Source organism: Embleya scabrispora DSM 41855, assembly GCF_000372745.1.
Classification (GTDB): Bacteria; Actinomycetota; Actinomycetes; order Streptomycetales; family Streptomycetaceae; genus Embleya; species Embleya scabrispora.
This window is the reverse complement of sequence record NZ_KB889678.1, coordinates 64,817-82,884: the sequence shown is the minus strand read 5'-3', so window position 1 is coordinate 82,884 and position 18,068 is coordinate 64,817. Positions and strand designations below refer to the sequence as shown.

General features: G+C 67.9%; 15 protein-coding genes and 1 pseudogene. 7 read left to right on the top strand and 9 right to left on the bottom strand.

The genetic code is table 11. The annotated features are described in order from the left end of the window. Positions 1 to 287: 287 nt before the first annotated feature. Positions 288 to 2,417: a sensor histidine kinase gene (locus tag A3IC_RS57040; protein WP_020553485.1), complete on the bottom strand. Its 2,130-nt coding sequence runs from the start codon at positions 2,415 to 2,417 to the stop codon at positions 288 to 290. Positions 2,418 to 2,467: 50 nt separating this feature from the next. Continuing rightward, positions 2,468 to 3,172, bottom strand: a complete 705-nt coding sequence (locus A3IC_RS0128515) for a response regulator transcription factor (RefSeq protein ID WP_026218849.1) — start codon at positions 3,170 to 3,172, stop codon at positions 2,468 to 2,470. Between the two features lie 403 nt (positions 3,173 to 3,575). Between A3IC_RS0128515 and A3IC_RS0128510 the strand changes: the two genes are divergently transcribed. Next, the gene (locus tag A3IC_RS0128510; RefSeq protein ID WP_026218848.1) at positions 3,576 to 4,286 is read left to right on the top strand and encodes a polysaccharide deacetylase family protein; all 711 of its coding nucleotides are present in this window, start codon (positions 3,576 to 3,578) and stop codon (positions 4,284 to 4,286) included. A 156-nt stretch (positions 4,287 to 4,442) separates the two neighbouring features. Here the strand turns inward: A3IC_RS0128510 and A3IC_RS0128505 are convergent, their stop codons facing one another. The 6 genes from A3IC_RS0128505 to A3IC_RS57030 form a co-directional block, all read right to left on the bottom strand. Beyond that, on the bottom strand, positions 4,443 to 5,705 hold the full coding sequence (locus tag A3IC_RS0128505) for an acyltransferase family protein (RefSeq protein ID WP_026218847.1): 1,263 nt from the start codon (positions 5,703 to 5,705) through the stop codon (positions 4,443 to 4,445). A gap of 103 nt (positions 5,706 to 5,808) precedes the next feature. Continuing rightward, positions 5,809 to 6,687, bottom strand: a complete 879-nt coding sequence (locus tag A3IC_RS0128500; RefSeq protein WP_020553481.1) for an SGNH/GDSL hydrolase family protein — start codon at positions 6,685 to 6,687, stop codon at positions 5,809 to 5,811. A gap of 478 nt (positions 6,688 to 7,165) precedes the next feature. Then, positions 7,166 to 7,804, bottom strand: a complete 639-nt coding sequence (locus tag A3IC_RS57035) for an IS3 family transposase (RefSeq protein WP_205353560.1) — start codon at positions 7,802 to 7,804, stop codon at positions 7,166 to 7,168. A 241-nt stretch (positions 7,805 to 8,045) separates the two neighbouring features. Continuing rightward, positions 8,046 to 8,441, bottom strand: a complete 396-nt coding sequence (locus A3IC_RS0128490) for a hypothetical protein (protein WP_158696132.1) — start codon at positions 8,439 to 8,441, stop codon at positions 8,046 to 8,048. A gap of 59 nt (positions 8,442 to 8,500) precedes the next feature. Beyond that, on the bottom strand, positions 8,501 to 9,118 hold the full coding sequence (locus A3IC_RS73680) for a transposase (protein ID WP_425387365.1): 618 nt from the start codon (positions 9,116 to 9,118) through the stop codon (positions 8,501 to 8,503). 888 nt (positions 9,119 to 10,006) lie between these two features. Next, complete coding sequence (locus A3IC_RS57030) at positions 10,007 to 10,819, bottom strand: HNH endonuclease (RefSeq protein ID WP_052173845.1); 813 nt, start codon at positions 10,817 to 10,819, stop codon at positions 10,007 to 10,009. Positions 10,820 to 10,962: 143 nt separating this feature from the next. Between A3IC_RS57030 and A3IC_RS71420 the strand changes: the two genes are divergently transcribed. From A3IC_RS71420 to A3IC_RS57020, 4 genes and pseudogenes are all read left to right on the top strand, one after another. Next, on the top strand, positions 10,963 to 11,532 hold the full coding sequence (locus A3IC_RS71420) for a transposase (RefSeq protein ID WP_321184050.1): 570 nt from the start codon (positions 10,963 to 10,965) through the stop codon (positions 11,530 to 11,532). Between the two features lie 85 nt (positions 11,533 to 11,617). Continuing rightward, positions 11,618 to 11,938 (top strand): annotated as a pseudogene (locus A3IC_RS66895) (ATP-binding cassette domain-containing protein); the annotation flags it as partial. 322 nt (positions 11,939 to 12,260) lie between these two features. Next, positions 12,261 to 13,505, top strand: coding sequence for a kynureninase (gene kynU / locus A3IC_RS0128470; protein WP_040877290.1), 1,245 nt, complete (start codon positions 12,261 to 12,263; stop codon positions 13,503 to 13,505). Beyond that, positions 13,502 to 14,926 (top strand): amino acid permease, encoded by a 1,425-nt coding sequence (locus tag A3IC_RS57020; RefSeq protein ID WP_040877289.1) that lies wholly within the window; start codon positions 13,502 to 13,504, stop codon positions 14,924 to 14,926. Before kynU ends, A3IC_RS57020 begins: the two co-directional genes overlap by 4 nt. An 88-nt stretch (positions 14,927 to 15,014) precedes the next feature. Here the strand turns inward: A3IC_RS57020 and A3IC_RS0128460 are convergent, their stop codons facing one another. Continuing rightward, complete coding sequence (locus A3IC_RS0128460; RefSeq protein ID WP_026218844.1) at positions 15,015 to 15,749, bottom strand: IclR family transcriptional regulator; 735 nt, start codon at positions 15,747 to 15,749, stop codon at positions 15,015 to 15,017. A gap of 118 nt (positions 15,750 to 15,867) precedes the next feature. Between A3IC_RS0128460 and A3IC_RS57015 the strand changes: the two genes are divergently transcribed. Both A3IC_RS57015 and A3IC_RS0128450 read left to right on the top strand, forming a co-directional pair. Further along, on the top strand, positions 15,868 to 16,881 hold the full coding sequence (locus A3IC_RS57015) for an AraC family transcriptional regulator (protein ID WP_079026734.1): 1,014 nt from the start codon (positions 15,868 to 15,870) through the stop codon (positions 16,879 to 16,881). 83 nt (positions 16,882 to 16,964) lie between these two features. Continuing rightward, entirely contained in the window at positions 16,965 to 18,032 is a 1,068-nt protein-coding gene (locus A3IC_RS0128450) for a carbon-nitrogen hydrolase family protein (RefSeq protein ID WP_020553470.1), read from the top strand. Positions 18,033 to 18,068: the final 36 nt, after the last annotated feature.

Genomic DNA, 18,068 nt, shown 5'->3' with positions numbered 1-18,068 from the left:
TCACGAGCCGCCAAGATCCACATCTCGAGTTTCACCAAGCTCGCGACAGAGCCGCATCTCAATGGCCGTTGACAATCGGTCGTACGGATGGCCCCACCCTGATTACCCTTCGATCAGGCCCCACCACGAAGCCCCATGAAATTGTGAGGAATGTTGTAAGTTCCATAGGGGCCGGCGCGCTGCCGGCCTGCGACTTCTTCTCCGCGGACCGCATCGAGCGCCCGGAGAACGGGGGCGGGGACGCGCACGGCCGGCACGAACCGGATCGCGGGTCCCCGAATGGTCGTTCAGGACCGGGATCGGTTCGTCTCGGGCAGGGCGTAGCCGGCGGCGGTGCAGTGCAGGGGGCCCCACGGGCGCGTCGAGGCGGGTTCGAGGAAGTAGATGTCGACCTCGGTGGCGGGTCGACCGCCCGGGACGAGCGCGTTGGCCGCGGTGCACGCGAGTTGACTGATCGATTCCGTAGGCAGTTTGGCGACGTTGACGGGAAGGGTGAACGTGACCTGGCCGTCCCCGGTGTCGACGCCGACGCGGCCGGCGAGATCCGGTAGGGCGGTCGTGAGCCCCTGTCGGCGTTCGGCCTCGGTAGGTCCCTCCAACAGCAGTGCGATCGCCTGGTCGGGGTCGACGGTTCGGTCGGCGGGTCGGGTGACCGGTCGGATACCGAAGGGGGTCAGGAAGAACAGGCGGGCCCGGTGGGCGGCGGTACCGGGCTGGGGAACGCCGGCGGCCGGGGGCCCGGCTCCGTGTGGCGCCGTGCTGGGGATGCCGCATCCGGCGGCGGGTACGGCCGCAGCCAGGGCCACCAAGGCGGCGACCACGACGGTGCGGATCTTCATTCGTCCTCCGGGCGTTCGTGTCCGCCCGCTCCCGATGGCGCGGACTCGCCACGGTGGTCGGCGCGGTGTGCGTCGATGGCGCCGACGAGGCCGGGGCTCGCCACGGTGGTCGGTGCGGTGTGCGCCGATGTCGCCGACGCGGCCGGGGCGCGGCGCGGCGGCCGGCGGTGCGAGGGGGAGCTCGATGGTGAAGACGGCGCCCGCGCCCGCGGCGTTCGCCGCGCGGAGGGTGCCGCCGTGCAGGTGGATGTTTTCTCGCGCGATGGCAAGTCCCAGGCCGCTGCCCTGGGATCGGGGCCGGGCCGAGTCGGCTTTGTAGAAGCGGTCGAAGATGTGCGGGAGCACGGCCGGATCCAGCCCCGGGCCGTGGTCGACGACGTCGAGGACGACCAGGTCGCCGGCGCGACACAGGACGACGCGGACGGGGCTGCCGCCGTGTCGCAGAGCGTTGCCGACCAGGTTGGCCAGGGCCACGTCGAAGCGCCGAGGGTCGAGGACGACACGGATGCCGTCGGGGAGTTCGGTGTCGACCCGGTCGGTCCATCCGCGTGCCCGCAGGGTCCGGCGTACCGAGGCGGCGACGTCGACCTCGTCGGTGTGCAGGGCGGCGGCCCCGGCGTCGAAGCGGGAGATCTCCATGAGGTCGTCGACCATGCGGGCGAGCTTGCGGGTCTCCTCGGCCACCAGTCCAAGGGCTTCGGAGACGTCGGGGTCCAAGTGGGTGGTGTCCTCGTCGAGGACCTCGGTGACGGCGACCATCGCGGCGAGGGGGGTTCGCAGTTCGTGGGAGACGTCGGCGGCGAACCGGCGGGCGTCGGCCTCCAAGCGGCGCAGTTCGGTTTGGTCGCGCTCGATGGTGTCGGCCATGGTGTTGAACGTCGCGGTCAGGTCCGCGAGTTCGTCGGTGCCGCAGACGGGGATGCGGGTGTCGAGTCCGCCCTCGGTGATGCGGCGGGCTCCCGCGCGCAGCCGCCGTACCGGGCGAAGGACCTGCGCGGCGGCGAACAGCGCCGGGACAATGGCGAGCCCGACGGCGGGGATCGCGCCGTAGCGGGCCGCGGTGACCAGGGCGTGGATGTCGGCCTGTTCGCCGCTCAGCGACATTTCGGCGTACACCACGATCCGGGTCGGGCCCCCGCCCTGCCCCGCATGGACGATCGGCATGCCGATCACCAGCCACGGCCCGTCGGCCCGCGCCACGCGTTGGGACACCGCGCCGTTCGCCCGCAACACCGCGGATCGCAGGGCCGCGGTGACCGCGCCGGGATCGCCGGGAGGCCGAGCGGGGATGAGCGGGCCGTCCTGATACGAGACGTGGGTGCGCCAGTTGCGCGGGCTGCCCGCGCGGTCGAGCAGGATGGTCAGCTCCAGCAGGTTCTCGGTGCTGGGCGGATACGGCAGGTCGGGTGCGCGCGAGTCGAGTTGGGCGCGCAGTTCATCGGTCGCGGCCTCCCGGGTGCGGTCCAGGATCGCGTCGCGGGCCCGGTCGAACGTCAGCGCCGAAGTGATCAGCGCGCCGAAGGCGGAGACCAGGAGGAAGGCGACGATCAGTCGGGGGCGCAGACCACGCAGCGACAACCGGCGGCCCGGCCTCGACGACCGGGGCGTGGAATGGGGGACGGGCGTGGTCACAGCGGACCGAATCGGTATCCGAATCCGCGGACCGTCTGCACGTAGCGGGGGTGGCGCGGGTCGTTCTCGACCTTCCCGCGCAGGCGCAGCACGCACGCGTCGACCAGCCGGGCGTCTCCGGCGAAGCTGCACTCCCAGACGCGTTCGAGGAGGATGTCGCGGCTGTACACGCATCCGGCGGACGCGGACAGGTACAGCAGCAGCTTGAGTTCGGAGGGCGCGAGCGCGAGTTCGGTTCCGTTCCTGGACACGATGAGCGCGGCCCGGTCGATCGTCAACTCGCCGTACCGGTCGACCCGGGACGCCGGTGAGTCCTCGACGCCGTCCTCGGTGTCGGCGGGGACGGCGCGGCGCAGGGCGGCCTTGATCCGGGCGCCCAGGACCTCGCCGCCGGCCGGCTTGACGACGTAGTCGTCCGCGCCCGCCTCCAGACCGACCACGATGTCGATGTCGTCGCCGCGCGCGGTGAGGATGATGATCGGGAGTTGGTGTCGCTCCCGGATCCGGCGGCACACCTCCAGGCCGTTGATGCCCGGCAACATCAGGTCCAGCAGGACGAGATCGGGGCGGAAGTCCTCCAGCGTGGCGAGTCCGGCCTCCCCCGTGGGCGCGACGGCCACTTCGTGTCCGCGCCGCCGCAGCGCAATACCGACGCCTCTTTGGATCGCGGGATCGTCTTCGATAAGCAATATGCGTGGCATGTGGTGACAATTCCCTGCCGAGTCGTCACGGGTAGATTCTGTGGGACTGTGTCCAGGCTTGTCCGAAAATGTTTTGGTGGGGCGGAGGGCAGCCTTCCGGCACCCTTCGACTTTTACGACGAATTCGCCGTGCCGATCCCGCCCCGGGCCTCCCCGCAGGCGTGTTGCCGCCCGCCTGCACGGCTCGGAGCCCGGTTGACCATCCTATGGTCCCCGGATGACGGTTTCATGCGCGATATGTGACGAGACGATGACAGCCTCCGGTTTCGATACCCGAACGTGTTTGGCTCGTCGAGCAGTCGGACGACGATCCGGGATTATCGAGACAGGAATATCGATGACGATTCGTGGAATACGTCGCAACGGTATTGCCAGGGGCGCGGGCGCGGCAATCGTCCTCTCGGTGACTGCGGCGGCCCTCGTGAGTTGCGGCGGCTCCTCCCCCTCACCGGCGGACCCGACCGTCGGCGCCACCCAACCGGCGGCCCGCCCGGTGCCGACCGCGGCCGGCGTCGATCCGTCGATCTCCCGGGACTCGGAGGACGGCGGCAAGACCGTCAACCTCACCCTCGACGACGGCCCGGACCCCGTCTGGACCCCCCGCTTCCTGGATCTGCTCGCGAAGCACCACGCCAAGGCCGTGTTCTGCGTCCTGGGGCCGAACGCCAAGGCCCATCCGGATCTGCTGGGCAGGATCGTCGACGCCGGCCACCGCCTGTGCGACCACACGGTGCATCACGACACCGCGATGGACAAGAAGCCCGCCGACTACCAGGCGCGGGAGATCCTCGACGCCAAGGACATGATCGACCAGGCTTCGGGAGGCCGACCGATCCAGTACTACCGCGCACCCGGCGGCGCGTTCACCCCGGAAAGCCGCCAGATCGCCGCCGCACACGGCATGCGCCCCCTCGGTTGGAACGTCGACCCGAGCGACTACCAGCGCCCCGGAGTCGACACCATCGTCACCCGCGTCCAACAGCAACTGGCCAAAGGCCCCACCGTTTTGCTGCACGACGGGGGCGGCAACCGCGAACAGACCTTCCAGGCCCTCGAAAAGCTGCTGACCTGGTTCGACGCGCAGGGCTACCACTACAGCTTCCCGAAAGCGTGAACCGGCGCCGAACGCCGACTGCCGACCGTCGACGCGGATCGCCGACCGGGCTCGGCCCGTGGCGTGTCGGCCGCGTTCGGCCTCGGGACCACAAGAACATGGTCCCGGAGCCGCCGGCCGAACCCGTGGACCGACCGGCAACCTCCGACCGAACTCTCACTCCCCGGGGGCGAGTCGGGTGATGTCCACGGAGGGACCCCCGCTCCGGGGTTCCGGTATGACGGCCCAGAGGCCCCCCATCACGGCGATCGTGGCCAGCAGGGCGACCGCCCCGGTCCAACCCTTCGCCCAACGGGCCCGGAAGCGGATCGGATCCTCCACCAGGAACTTGGAAAGCACGGCTGCGGCAACGGAAACGGCGACGATCACAGCCGTCCGGCCCCAGCCCGAGAAGCCGAGGCGTTCCTTGTCCAGCAGTAGATAAATGGGCCAGTGCCACAGATAGAGGCTGTACGAGATCAAGCCGGTCCAGCGGAACGGTGTGCTGCCCAGGACCCGGCCGAGGGGGCTGCCCGGGGCTCGGGTGAGGCAGAGGATCAGCAGGGCGACGGCCAGCGCGTGCAGGAACATTCCCCCCTGGAACAGTGAGGGGGAATCCTCTCCGTCGGCCATGACCCAGTACGCGCCGATGCCGCCCGCGAGGGCAAGACCGAACCACCCGGCCAGGTGCTCGCCCAGCCGGGTCGACGCGCGGGTGGCCGGCGGGGTGGCCATCAGAGCACCCAGGAGCAGGGAGAAGGCACGCGTGTCGGTGCCCTCGTACACCCGGGTGCTGTCGATCGGATCGGCGAGATCGATCATCAGCGCCAGCGAGACCGCGGCCCCGATCACCGCCACGGCGGCCACATTCCGGCCCGCGTTCCTGCCCCGGGCCACCAGGACCAGGAGCAGCGGCCAGAACAGGTAGAACTGCTCCTCGACGGCGATGCTCCACAGATGGCTGAAGACCCGGGTGTCGGCGGACTTCCAGTAGCCCATCCGATCCCCGATGAAGTGCCAGTTGGCGAGGTTCGCCGCCACCCACGGACTGTCGTCGAGCGCGGTGCGGATCAGCGTGATCGAGCCGAAGGCCCACACCAGCAGCAATGTGCCGGACACCATCACGGCGAGTGCGGGCAACAGGCGGCGGGCGCGCCGTCCCCAGAACGCGACGAGGTTGATGCGACCGTTGCCGGCCGCCGTCTCCTTGAGCAGCAGTCCGGTGATCAGAAACCCGGAGAGTACGAAGAACAGGTCGACGCCCAGGAAGCCACCGCCGAAGTGTCCGGCGTGGAAGAGCAGTACCGCCGCGACGGCCACACCGCGCAAACCGTCCAGCGGTCCGATGTGGCGTTTGGCCGAGGCGGGCGTGCTTGCGGGCGTCGCGGAGGACGTGGGTGCCCGTCGATGGGTACGCGGGGGGGAATTCTGCGCAGGCATGGGGTTGGTCTCCGGAGGACGCGGGGCGGAACGAGCCCGAACCCGCCCCGCCCCTCGGTCGCTTGTGCCGTGGGAAAGGAGGACGACCATGTCGCCCGGGCCTCTACTTGCAGTCGAGTTTCAGGTACACCTTGTCGCCGGTCCACGACCCGGTGGCCCACTGGTCGACCGGCGCCGGCGTGTAGCCGTACTTCTTGGCGAGGTCCGTGGCCAGCCACTGGGCGAACGCGGCCGAACCCTGCGGGCAGGAGTGGATGTGGTCCTTGCTCCGCTGCGCCTTGTCGGCGGCATTGTCGGTGCCCCACAGGGCTGCGGCGTCGAGGAAGCGCACCTTGCCCGGGTGTTTGTCCGCCACTTCCTTGGCCGACTTCGGGGCGGTCTTGATGTCGGCCTCGTGGGGCTTGTAGAAGCCGTCGATCAGGAAGGGCGGCGCGGACACGATGAGGAGTTCGGCGCCCGCGTCGTTCACCGTCTTGACCAGTCGCTCGTAGCCCACGCGCTGTTCCTCCGGCTTGCCCCAGTCGTACGACGTGATTTGGTAGACGACGACGTTCGGCTTGAAGGAACCCAGTTCGTTCGGCAACTGGTCCCACGTGGATTGGGCCAACTCGGGTGGGCCGAGGACGCCGCCGCCGCCGGCGGCCGCCATCGACTTGAACTCCGTACCGCCGGCCTTCATCGCCGCCCCGATCGCGGGGGCCTCGGCCTCGGCGATGGAGTCACCCATCCACAGCAGCTTGCCGAGCTTTTGGTTCTTGGTCCCGGTCCCGGTGCCGGACGCTTTCGAATCGGCGGAGGGGGCCGAGGCGGGAGGGGCACCCACATCGGACCGGTCGCCGCCGGCTGCGCTCTTGTTGTCCGAGTCGTCGCAGGCGGTGAGTCCGAGGACCGCCGTCGCTGCGGCGAGGGCGATTGCGGTGGCGCGGCGGACGGTGCGCCGACGGCGGGGGGAAGTGTTGGTCTGCCTTTTCATGTCGCCCATGGAACACCGGGAATTTCCTGCTCAGCGGCGTCGTCATCGATTCATCACACGCTGCGAGAAGAACGGTCATCCGCTGCGGAGCCCCATGCCGGACATACTCCACGGAACACCCCGAAGGGAACACCTGCCCGGCGCACGGCGATCGCGCCACCGATCGGGCGCCACCCTCGGCGGGCTTCGAGGGCGCCCATGACCAGGTAGCAGCAAGTGCCGGTCCCGTCCGCGCCGTTGCAGTTCCGATCTCCGCTGGACGCCCACGCGGTACGACGGGGACACGCGCGACTTCCGAGTCTTCGGCGACCGTGTCGGCGGTGCGGGAACCTTGCCGCAGTCACGTTCGCATGTACGCCGACGTCACTCCTTGGCGCGTGTCCGCCGCCGCTCTCGACGAGGGCGAGGCCTTCGCCCGCCTGGAGCAGGTGTGTCTGCATGGCCTGTGCCGCCGCCTCCGGGTCGTGTTCGCTGATCCCGTCGAGGATTACGGCATGGGCCTCGATGATCGGTTCGATCCCCTTGCCCGATTCTGGCAGCCGTGGTCGGCGTGGTGGACCAGGGTGTCAGGCGGGACGTCCCGTCCGCGCAGGGCGTATTCGAGGACGGTCAGGACCAGGTCGGCGTCGGCGCGTGCGGACGTCTCCCGGGCCACCACCCGGCGGGAGAACGCGTCGCGGATCGCCGCGAGCCACCGCGGCCCCTCGCCGGTCGGGATCATGGTCAGGTCGGTGACCCACAGCCTGTTCGGGGTCTCGGCGGTGAAGTCGCGCTGCACGAGGTCGGGTGCGAGCCCGGCGTTCGGGTCGCGGCGGGTGAAGCCTTTGGGCCGTCTGTTCGGGCTGATTCCTTGCAGTCCGGCCTCGCGCATGAGACGTTCCACCCGTTTGCGGCCCACGCGCACGCCTTCGCGGGCGAGGGTGGCGTGGACGCGCGGGGAGCCGTAGGTGTGGTCGGATTCGGCGTGGACCGTGGTGATCCGCGCGATGAGTTCGCCATCGAACCTGCGGCGTTCACAGGGGACTTCGGCGGCGCGGCGCCAGCGGTAGTAGGTGGACGCGGGGATGTCGAGTTCGCGCAGGACAAGCTCGGCCCCCGGGTTCGGGTTCTCGTCGAGGAGCCTCAGAACCTGTGATGGGTGGGGTCGAGCGAGCGAAGGAATGAACCAGGCGCGAATGTGCGAAGGTGTTGTCGGTTGAGCAATGCAAGCGACCGAAGCGACCCAACTCCGGAAGAGGAACCACGTTCTCCGTCTGCGAGGTACGTCCCTGTCCCGCCGGGGCCTCTGCGGGACAGGGACGACGTGACCCGGAGATCACCGAACCGGGCCTTGACGTGTCGTCACGTCAAGGCCCGGTTCGGTGTCGTCACCACACGGTCCGCCCGGTCGTCGGCAGCGCCCGGTTCGCCGTCGCGCACAGCACACCGGACACGGCCTGCTCGCGCACGCTGTACCCGATCATGAACTGGTTCGGCCCGCACTGGTACTTGGTGTAGCCGCCCGCCCAGTCGCCCTGCTGGACGTAACGCTCGTCGTGGACCACCGTCAGCGGTACGGGGGTCACGGCGAGCCCCGACCCACCCGCGTCGGTGCACAGACCCCGGCCGTCCTTGTGGGACACGCCGATCAGCCGCTGCCCGTCCGGACACACGCCCTTGCGCGCGCCCCAGTCCCAGTCCGGCAGCGCCCGCACCCGCGCCGACGCGACCTGGTCGCTGTGGTCGAGGTCGAGCATGTCCCAGATGCCCCTATGGTTCGTCAAGCGGCAGAAGGTATCTCGGTGTCCGCCTTGACTCTGTCGGTGATCTTGGATGGTTGGGCTCAGCTGCCGAGAGTTCGCCAGGACTTCGACCGGGGGATCTCGTTCTCGTCCAGGAAGGTCTGGAAGGCGGTCGGGGGTCTCGGTGTAGAGGGTTCCTCGGTCGCTGACTGACTGCTGAGTCGTTCGATGTTCACGGCGATGGCCGTAAGGACGTGTTGCAGGTGGGTCTTCGGCTGTCCTCGATAGCGGCAGTGGCGCATTCCGTGTCCGTGGGCGAACTCGTTGATGGTGCCCTCGACTCCGGAGCGGACCGCGTAGCGCGTCTTCCAATCGGGTGTCTGTTGCTCGGCGCGGACGCGGACTTGCAGGTCGCGGGGCTCCCGCGAGGGAAAGCCCACGTTGCGGGTGCTCTCGCGGGAGTTGGTGCACCGGGGGCGGTCCGGACACGGCCGGCACTGGCCCATGGTGAACCGCGCCACGATCAGGGGTGCCGCNGTGGGCGAGGAGGTCGGGTAGGGGCCGTGCCAACCCTTGCTGACCTGGCCTTGGGGGCAGGTGACCTGTCGGCGGTCGAAGTCGATGTGGAAGTCGTCGCGGTCGAAGCCTTCGTTCCNGCGGTGCCGGCGGGTGGGGTTGCCCGGCAGCGGCCCGCTGACGGTGACCTGGTGTTCGCGCATCGCGCGTTCCAGGTGGACCAGGGAGGTGTAGCCGCCGTCGACCGGGTGCTCGTCGGGCAACAGGCTGCGACGCGCCAGGCGGGTGTGAATGCCGGGCAGGGCCTGGGCGTCGTTGGTGGCGGCCGAGGTGGTCGCCACATCCGTGATCACTTTGACGCTGTCGGAGGCGCACGTCTCGGTGACATGCGCGGCGAATCCCTTCCAGCGGATGACGTGCCCGTGGCGGACGTAGCGCGCCGCGGTGTCGTAGGGCGAGACGAGCGCCGAGGAGGAAGGCGGCAGTCCGCCGTCGTCGGCGGTGCGCCGGCGCAGGCGGCCCGCCGCGTCGCGGTAGTAGTTCTGCAGGACGATCTGCCGCAGGGCCTCGGCCCGAGGGCCGGGACGGTAGCCCGATTCGTGCCGGTAAAGATGCTCCAACAGCCGGTGGGCGTCGTCGCCGGTGGCGAGGATCCTGGTCTTGGGCCGGGTGGGGTTCTTGCCCAGGCGGACGGGACGACCGTAGCGGCGCCCCCATTCCTCGTCGACCAAGCCGACCAGCAGGTGCGAAGCGGTACGGGCGACTTCTTCCAGCGCGGCACGGACGGCCTCGGTGACCAGTTCCAGCCGGGTCAGGTCGCGCACCGCAGCCAGGACGTGGGTGGAATCGGTGCGCTGCGTGGTGCGCTCGCGTACCAGTCCGGCTTCCTTCAGGCGCGCGAGCGCGAGGTCGAGAAGACGGTCGGCGCGGTCGTCCTGGGCGATGCGCTCGCGGAAGTCGGCCGGCACACTGTGGTGGAAGCCGGGATCATCGAGCTCCAGCGCGAGGGCGTGTGAAGTAGGCCGCCGACGAGGTGCCCCTGGCTGGGGTCCTTTTCCGACGGCCCCTTCCCGAACCGGGCGTGCGGCTTGTCACCGCACCCGGCTCTCCGGTGCCGTTCTTCGTGAGTCGCTGCCTGTGGGACGTCCGGCGTGGATGTCCTGGTGGCAGCGTCGGCAGACGACCAGGGTCTTGCGACGGCGTGCGGCCATCGTCCTGGCCCATGCCGAACGCTTGGGCCTCCCCTTGACGTTCAGGTCCTTCAGGTGCCCGATGTGGTGCACTTCCACATCCGTCCGCGAACCGCACGGTTCGCAGACATCGGCCAGGAGCCTTTGCAGCAGCTCCGTCCGATCACCGTTCCAGACCTTGCGGGGCTGGTCGTCGAGACGGGCGACCCTGATCCTTCGCTTCAGCGAGATCCCGCCCCACACGGTCGCCAACGGCGGTCGTCCGTCGCCGCGTTTCACGGTGACCCGCAGCCCCTTGCGAGGGCCTTGGTCGGTCTGGAGCACGGCGCGGTAGCGTCGGTAGACCTTCGGGACGGTGGTGCGGTGTTTCTGCGCCGGCGTCTTGGTCAGCGACATCTCCATGGCGTACTTCAGTCGTCGGAAGCGATGGCGGTTGAAAGCCAGTTGGTAGTACTCCGCGATCCCGCAGAACTCGGCCTGGTACTGGGCGACGATCGAAAAGTCGCTGTCGACCATGCGTCCGGCGATCCTGGCCGGTCGACCGTGGTGGAGGTAGGGCCTGCACTTGGCGTGGACGACGTCGGCCGGCACTTTCAATCCGATCTGCCCGTTGATGCTGCGGCGACCGCGTCGATCGTGTTTGTCGTCGTTGTCCAGGATCACGATCTCGTAGCCGAGGAATCGGGCGGCTTGCGACCGCCCGTGCGTGATCACGGTCTTGGTCTCGGACAGTTGCAGTTTGAGTTCGTCACGCAGGAACCGACCGACCTCCTCCTTGATCTCCTCGGCCTCCCGTCGGGGGCCGGTGAACCCGAGAATCCAGTCGTCGAGCAGGTCTGTCGAGGGGCTTGTTTGTCGTGACGACGACGTTGTCGCTCCGTCCCCGTTCCGGTGAGCAAGTCCCGTCTCTGACCGCGCAGATCGCGCGGGCAAGCAACCCGGGCGGGACGACGGCAATATGGGTGCGGGACCGGTTGGACGGGCTGTGGTGCGACGAGGACTTCGCCGACTGGTACCCGCGCGACGGCCGTCCCGGTCTCTCGCCCTCCCAGTTGGCCACCGTTTGCGTACTGCAGTTCCTGCTGGGCCTGTCGGACCGGCAAGCGACAGAAGCGGTCCGCTGCCGCATCGATTTCAAATGTGCGCCGTTTCACTCGGCGTCGGATCGCTCCCGCAGGGAGCCGAGGTTCGGAAGGAGCCACCTCGGGGCCGCCCGTCTTACCCGGACGCGAAAGCGCGAGGGGACCACAGCATGGCGGGAAAGCGCGGAGTGTGGCCGGGCCGGGTGCGGGACGGCCATCTCCGCCAACAGCAATGCCGCCGCGACCGCCGCACCGGCCAGGAACACCCGCCGCCGCACACGGCCTGCGATCGGTACAGGCCTCTGCGGGTCCGTAGGACCACCGTCCATGGGATTTCACCGTTGACCGAGGGCGATCGGGTGGTCGTTGGTGTCGCCCGCAAGGGCGACAAGGGTGGTCCGGGCAGCGTTCCGCAGAGCGGTTCGCAGTCGTGACGCGGGAGCGACAGGGGGAGCCCGTGGTGGAGTTCACCGGGGTGGGCCTGACCTATCCGGGTCCGCCGCCGGTGCCCGCGCTGCGCCCGTGCGACCTGGTCGTGGAGCGTGGCGATTACGTGACGATCACCGGCCCGTCCGGCTCCGGCAAGTCGACGTTCTTCAACGTCGCCGGTCTGCTGGACCGGCCCATGTCGGGGACGTACCGCCTGGACGGCATCGACACCGGCCCTCTCAAGGAACGCGACCGCACCGCGCTGCGCGGCTCACGGATCGGTTTCGTCTTCCAGCCCTTCAACCTGCTGCCGTACGGGACTCCTCCTTCTCCGCCCTCGACTCATTGATTTGTGAAGATTACCTGACTCGTCCACGTTTGACAGAGAGATTTGGCCGTGCGCTCGGACGACAGAGGTGTGCGCTTAGCCGTGTGCCGCGGTCAAGCGCGCTACTTAGGCTCAGCTTGCGGGACTACGCGAATTCATTGTGATGAGGGCACCTGTTTGCGACCGCATCAGATTGCCGGATCTCGCACCGTCGCCGCCTTGCCCAAGGATCTCACCGTGCTGCCTGAAGCCTGGGCAACGCCCTTACGGGGCACCGCCGTAGCAGAGCGGGAGATCACAGAGAAAGGATCCGTCTGTGGCTACCGTTGTCGATCTACCGTCATTGGATGACGCTGGGTTGTTGGACCAGCGCGACCCCTTGGCGCCGTTCCGGGAGCGATTTCTGCCCATCGAGGACCCCACTGTCGTTGCCTATCTCGATGGCAACTCTCTCGGTCGTCCGCTGTACCGTACGTTGGAAATCATCCAGGACCTGGTGACCTCACAGTGGTCATCTCGGATGATTCGTGGTTGGCAGGAGGGCTGGCTGGAACTGCCTGAACGCATCGGTGATCGTCTTGGGGCGGTTGCACTTGGTGCGAATCCCGGCCAAGTGATCCTCGCCGACTCCACCTCCGTTTGTCTGTACAAGACGTTGCATGCAGCTCTGAGCCTGCGGCCGGACCGGGAGGAGATCGTCACTGACACGGACAACTTTCCCACCGACCGCTACATCGTCGAGTCCATCGCTCGTGACCGGGGCTTGACGGTGCGGTGGATCGAATCGGACCCCGCTTCCGGTGTCACTGCGCAACAGGTCGCGGACGCCGTCAGCGACCGCACTGCTGCCGTGACCCTCTCCCACGTCTCATACCGCTCCGCCCATATCGCCGATATGCCGGCGATCAACAAGGCCGCGCATGCGGTGGACGCCCTGGTGGTGTGGGACCTGTGCCACACGGTGGGCTCCGTACCCGTGCAACTGGATGCCACCGGCAGCGACTTCGCCGTTGGCTGTACCTACAAGTTTCTCAGCGCCGGCCCTGGGGCGCCCGCCTTCATCTACGCGCGCTCCGAGCATCAGTTCGGGCTCATCCAGCCTGTCCCAGGCTGGATGAGCGCGGCCGACCTCTACGCCATGGCGCCCGAATACCAGGCCGCCGCAGGCATCCGCGCCATGCTGTCGGGCACTCCCGCCGTCACCGGACTTGCGGGTGTCGCGGCTGGGATCGAGCTGCTCGCCGAGGCAGGCATCGAACGGGTTCGCAGCAAATCCATCGACCTGACCCGGCTGGCCATCGTGCTGAGCGACGCCTGGCTGGCGCCTTTGGGCTTCACTCTCGCCTCCCCTCGCAACGACGCACGGCGCGGCGGACACGTCACCCTGTCGCACCCGCAGGCAAAGAAGCTCGCCGACATCCTGATCGACAACGGTGTGATCGTCGACTTCCGTGCTCCCGACGGCATCCGCATCGGCCTGTCCCCACTATCGACGAGCTTCACCGAACTGTGGACTGCTCTGGATCGAGTCCGTGAGCTCGCCACGGAGGTGCTGTCGTGAGTACTCAGACCTCGACAGAGGTCAAGGAAGACCTGGTTGCGAATGGACTGCATCGGGGCCTTGGAAGACGGCAGATGGCAATGCTGGGGCTGGGATCGGCTCTGGGCACGGGCCTGTTCCTCGGAGCGGGCGGGGCCATCTCGCTCGTGGGCCCGGGCGTACTGATCAGCTATGCGATCGGCGCCCTCATCGCGGTGACCGTTGCCTTCGCGTTGGGGGAAATGGTCAGTGCACTGCCGGTACAGGGATCCTTCGGAACGATCGCAGCAAGGTATTTGGGGTCACTGGCCGGCTTCGCGGTGCGGTGGATCTATTGGCTGGCGCTGATCGTGGGAATCGGCGGCGAACTGGTGGCGGCGAGCATGTACCTACGCCTTTGGTGGCCGCAAATTTCCTTGTGGCTGGTGGTCACGGTGTTCGCCGCCGCGGTAACCGGCGTGAACGTGGTGGGGGTTGGCGGGTTCGGCGCAGCCGAGTCGGTCCTGAGCATGATCAAGGCTTGTGCGGTGACGGCCTTCGTCCTGATCGGTGGAGTGCTCATAGTTTTCGGGCTTCCTCACCGGCCTGCCACGGGAATCGGCAATTGGACAGCGCACGGTGGATTCCTTCCCCAGGGCACCATGGCGATCTGGCTGGCGATGTCCATCGTGGTGTTCAGCTTCGCGGGCATCGAGCTCGTCGCAATCTCTGCCCCGGAAGCCAAGGAGCCGGGGCCGGCGCTGCGCAGCGCCCTGCGTTCGTTGATCATCCGTCTGACGCTTTTCTACCTGGGCGCCATCGCCGTTATGCTCGCCGTGACTCCCTGGCCTGACTTGGCCACAAGCCACTCCAGCGAGAACAGCCCCTTCGTGGTGATGTTCGATGCCGCAGGTGTGCCCGCCGCTGCCGCGGTCACCAACTTCGTCGTCCTGGTCACCGCCCTGTCCGCCGCCAACGCCAACCTCTACGCCGGCGCCCGCATGCTGCACTCCCTTGGCAACGACGGTTACGCCCCGCGTGCCCTGGCCGTGACGACCGGCCGCGGGGTGCCGTGCAGGGCGATTCTGCTCTCCGCAGTGGCGGTCCTGGCCGTCACCGCGCTGGCCGCGTCACGCGGCAATCGTATCTTCTCCCTACTGCTGGCCCTCGGTACGTTCGGGGTGATCGCCGTCTGGATCATCATCCTGTGCACTTTGCTGGCCTTCCGCACGGACCCGAGCAGGCCACCATCGGCTATGCATCTGCCGGGTGGCAAGGTCATTCCGCTGCTGGGTATCGCGGCGCTCCTGTCGGTCTACGCAACAGGCCTCTACGTGTCCGACATGCGCTTGGCCTGCTATGTCGGGGTCCCCGTGCTCATCGTGCTGGCTGTTGCCCACCGTCTGCTGCTGAGTGTGCGATCAGAACTCGATTCCACCCAAGGTGACCTCGACGCCTCCTGAAGAACCTCATCCTGGCGTCTGTACAGTGCGGCGGCTCGCCCCCGCACTGTCCTGCTGTGGCTGAGCCGGGATTAGCACAGCGTGTCCGTCACTGCAGCGAGCCGAGCTCGGCCTCTACCGAACGAGCCGCCTGTATCAGTGACGCGCCCACTTCGTGCCTGCGCTCGGGGCCCAACCGTTGAGCCGGCGCCGACACCGCCAGCGCAGCGATGGCCCGCCCGGCATGATCGTGCACGGCCGCACCCACCGCATGCAGGCCGGTCTCCGTGCCTTCCAGATTGACCGCGTATCCGCGTGCCCTCACCTGCGCCAGCTCCTGCTCCAGCGCCTCGAAATCCCCAGGCGTATGGCTGGTTAGTTTCACCAGGCCACGAGGGTAGAGCGCGCGCACCTCGGCGGTGTTCAACTCCGCCAGGTATGCCTTGCCGCCTGACACGGCGTACGCCGGCATCTTGGCGCCGGTGCGCAGGCCTGCTTTCAGTACCCGCTCGGCCTCGACCCCGTCGACGAACACCACATCGGGCCCCTGGAACACCTGGGCGCTGATCGTCTCGCCCAGCCGTGCACACAGTTCCACCAGATGGGGTCGCAACAGACCCAGCAGATCGGGCCGGCGGCTCAGGGCGTGGGCGAGATCGACCAGCGTCCTGCCAGGGACGTAGGCGCGGGTGCGGCCGTCCTGCACGGCGAGCCCACGGCCGCACAGTGTTGTCAGCAGCCGGTGGGCCGTGGAGCGGGACACACCCAGCCGCCGGGCAACATCCGTGACGCGCAGCTCGGGTGTCTGCTGAAACATCAGCAGGATCCGCAACGCATTGTCCACCGACGCCAGACCCTGAACTCTCTCTGTGTTCCGCATAGAGGAATCTTCGCATGATTCTGTTTCCTCAGAGCGGGATACCATTCTATTCTTCTTCTAGAGAGCGGATCTGGGAGACACCATGCGCACCAGTGACCAACCATTGACTGTCGGAATCGACTGGCGTCGTTACACCGTGTTGCAGTCCCGGGACCAGGAAGAGATCGTCACCGGAGTGAGCCAGGTGTTGCGCCCACATAGCCTCCATTGCATGGACGTCCTCGATGCCTCGTGTCTGCTGCAGCGAGTGACCGCCGGGCACGTGTCGGCGATCCGGCTCCGGTACGGCCGTAGCGTTGTCGTCGACTCCGGGCCGCTGTATTCCTGCTACCTGGTCAGCCTGCCGCTGGCGGGAAACGCCATCTATGAGCACGGTGGCGAGACGGTCACGGCGACTCCGCGGACGGCCACCGTGCTCAGCCCTCACCAGCCCTTTCGCATCGTTATGGACGCCGGCTACGACCAGCTCATCGTGCGGATCGACCAGCGCGTCATGGAACGCGCCCGAGACGCCCGAGCCGGGGGATCGGACGATCAGCCCCTGCAGTTCAAACTCGCCTTCGAAACCGGCTCAGCGCCATGGGCCGTATGGGCGGCAGCCGCACAAGCCTTGCTGAGCAGCGACGACTTCCTCACCCAGGTTCAGCACTCACCCCGGCTGGGCGTCCACTTGGAACAGCTCCTGGCCTCCTCGCTGTTGGAGGCGCAACCCAGCACCGCCGCCGCCCCACCCGGAGGGGCGGCCGCCCCGCTGTATGTGCGCAAGGCAGAGGAGTACATCCATGCCCATCTCACCGACCCGATCACTGTCACCGACCTGGCTGTGCACGCACGGGTGAGCACCCGCAGCCTGTACGCAGGCTTCAAACAGCACCGCGACATCGCCCCCATGGCGTTGGTCCGGCGGCTGCGGCTGGAATATGTGCGGCACGAACTGCTCGCGTCCACGGCCGGATCGGCGACCGTCACCGAGATCGCATTCCGCTGGGGGTTCGGACACCTGGGCGAGTTCGCGGCGGCCTACCGCCAACGCTTTGGTGAAACCCCCTCCGCCACGCTGGCCCGCGCCGGAGACGGCACGACAGGCTACCAGTAACGTGCCAAGCCCTCTGCGCACATCCGATTTCGGGCCGCGCCAAGTCGATAGATGCAGCGATGCGCTGTTCATAGATTGAGGGCATGGCACTCGCAAATAATTCCTGCAAGGGGTCACTTATCGACCTCGATAATCCGCCTCGTTTCACCGCCGCTGCAGTCCAGGCCGCCCCGGTCTTTCTCGACACCGCCGCGACCACCAGCAAAGCGGTTGCGCTGATCGCGGAGGCGGCCCGCAACGGCGCCTCGCTGGTGGTCTTCCCCGAAGTCTTCATCCCTGGATACCCGTACTGGAACTGGACGATGAACCCGGTGCAGGGGTCGGCCTGGTACGAACGGCTGTACCGATCCGCCATCAACATCCCCGGGCCCGAGGTGGACACCCTGCGCGACGCCGCCCGCGCCCACGGCGTCGTACTCGTCATCGGCGTCAACGAGCGCCACAGCCACAGTCTCGGCGCGCTTTACAACTCGCTCGTCACCATCGGCCCCGAGGGCGATCTCCTGGGTGTGCACCGCAAACTTGTGCCCACCTGGGCCGAGAAGCTCACGTGGACCGGCGGTGACGCCAGCACCCTGCGCGTGCATTCCACCCCCATCGGTCCCCTCGGCGCGCTGGCCTGCGGCGAGAACACCAACACTCTGGCCCGCTTCACGCTGCTCGCCCAAGGCGAACTCATACACACAGCGAACTACATCTCCCTGCCCGTGGCGCCGGCCGACTACGACATGGCCGAGGCAATCGCCGTGCGCACTGCCGCCCACAGTTTCGAGGGCAAGGTGTTCTCCGTCGTCTCCTGCTCGGCGATCTCACAGGAGATCGTGGACACCGTCGCGGGCGGCGACGAGGAGATGCGCCGGCTGTTCGCCCGGCCGCGCAGCGCACTGTCGGGCATCTTCGGTCCCGACGGCCGGCCGGTGAGCGAGCCGCTCGTCGATGACGAGGGCATCGTCTACGGCGAGATCGACCTGGCACGCTGCATCCAGCCCAAGCAGATGCACGACATCACCGGGCACTACAACCGGTTCGACATTTTCCGCCTCCACGTCGACAACCGCCCCCAACAGCCCATCATTTTCGCTGCCGACTTTCCCTCCCGCCCCACATCAGCCCAGGAGGACAGCCACACCCAGGACCCCTGGGTTTCCTGATCTTACGAATGACCGGAACAGACCCAGGAAGGAAGG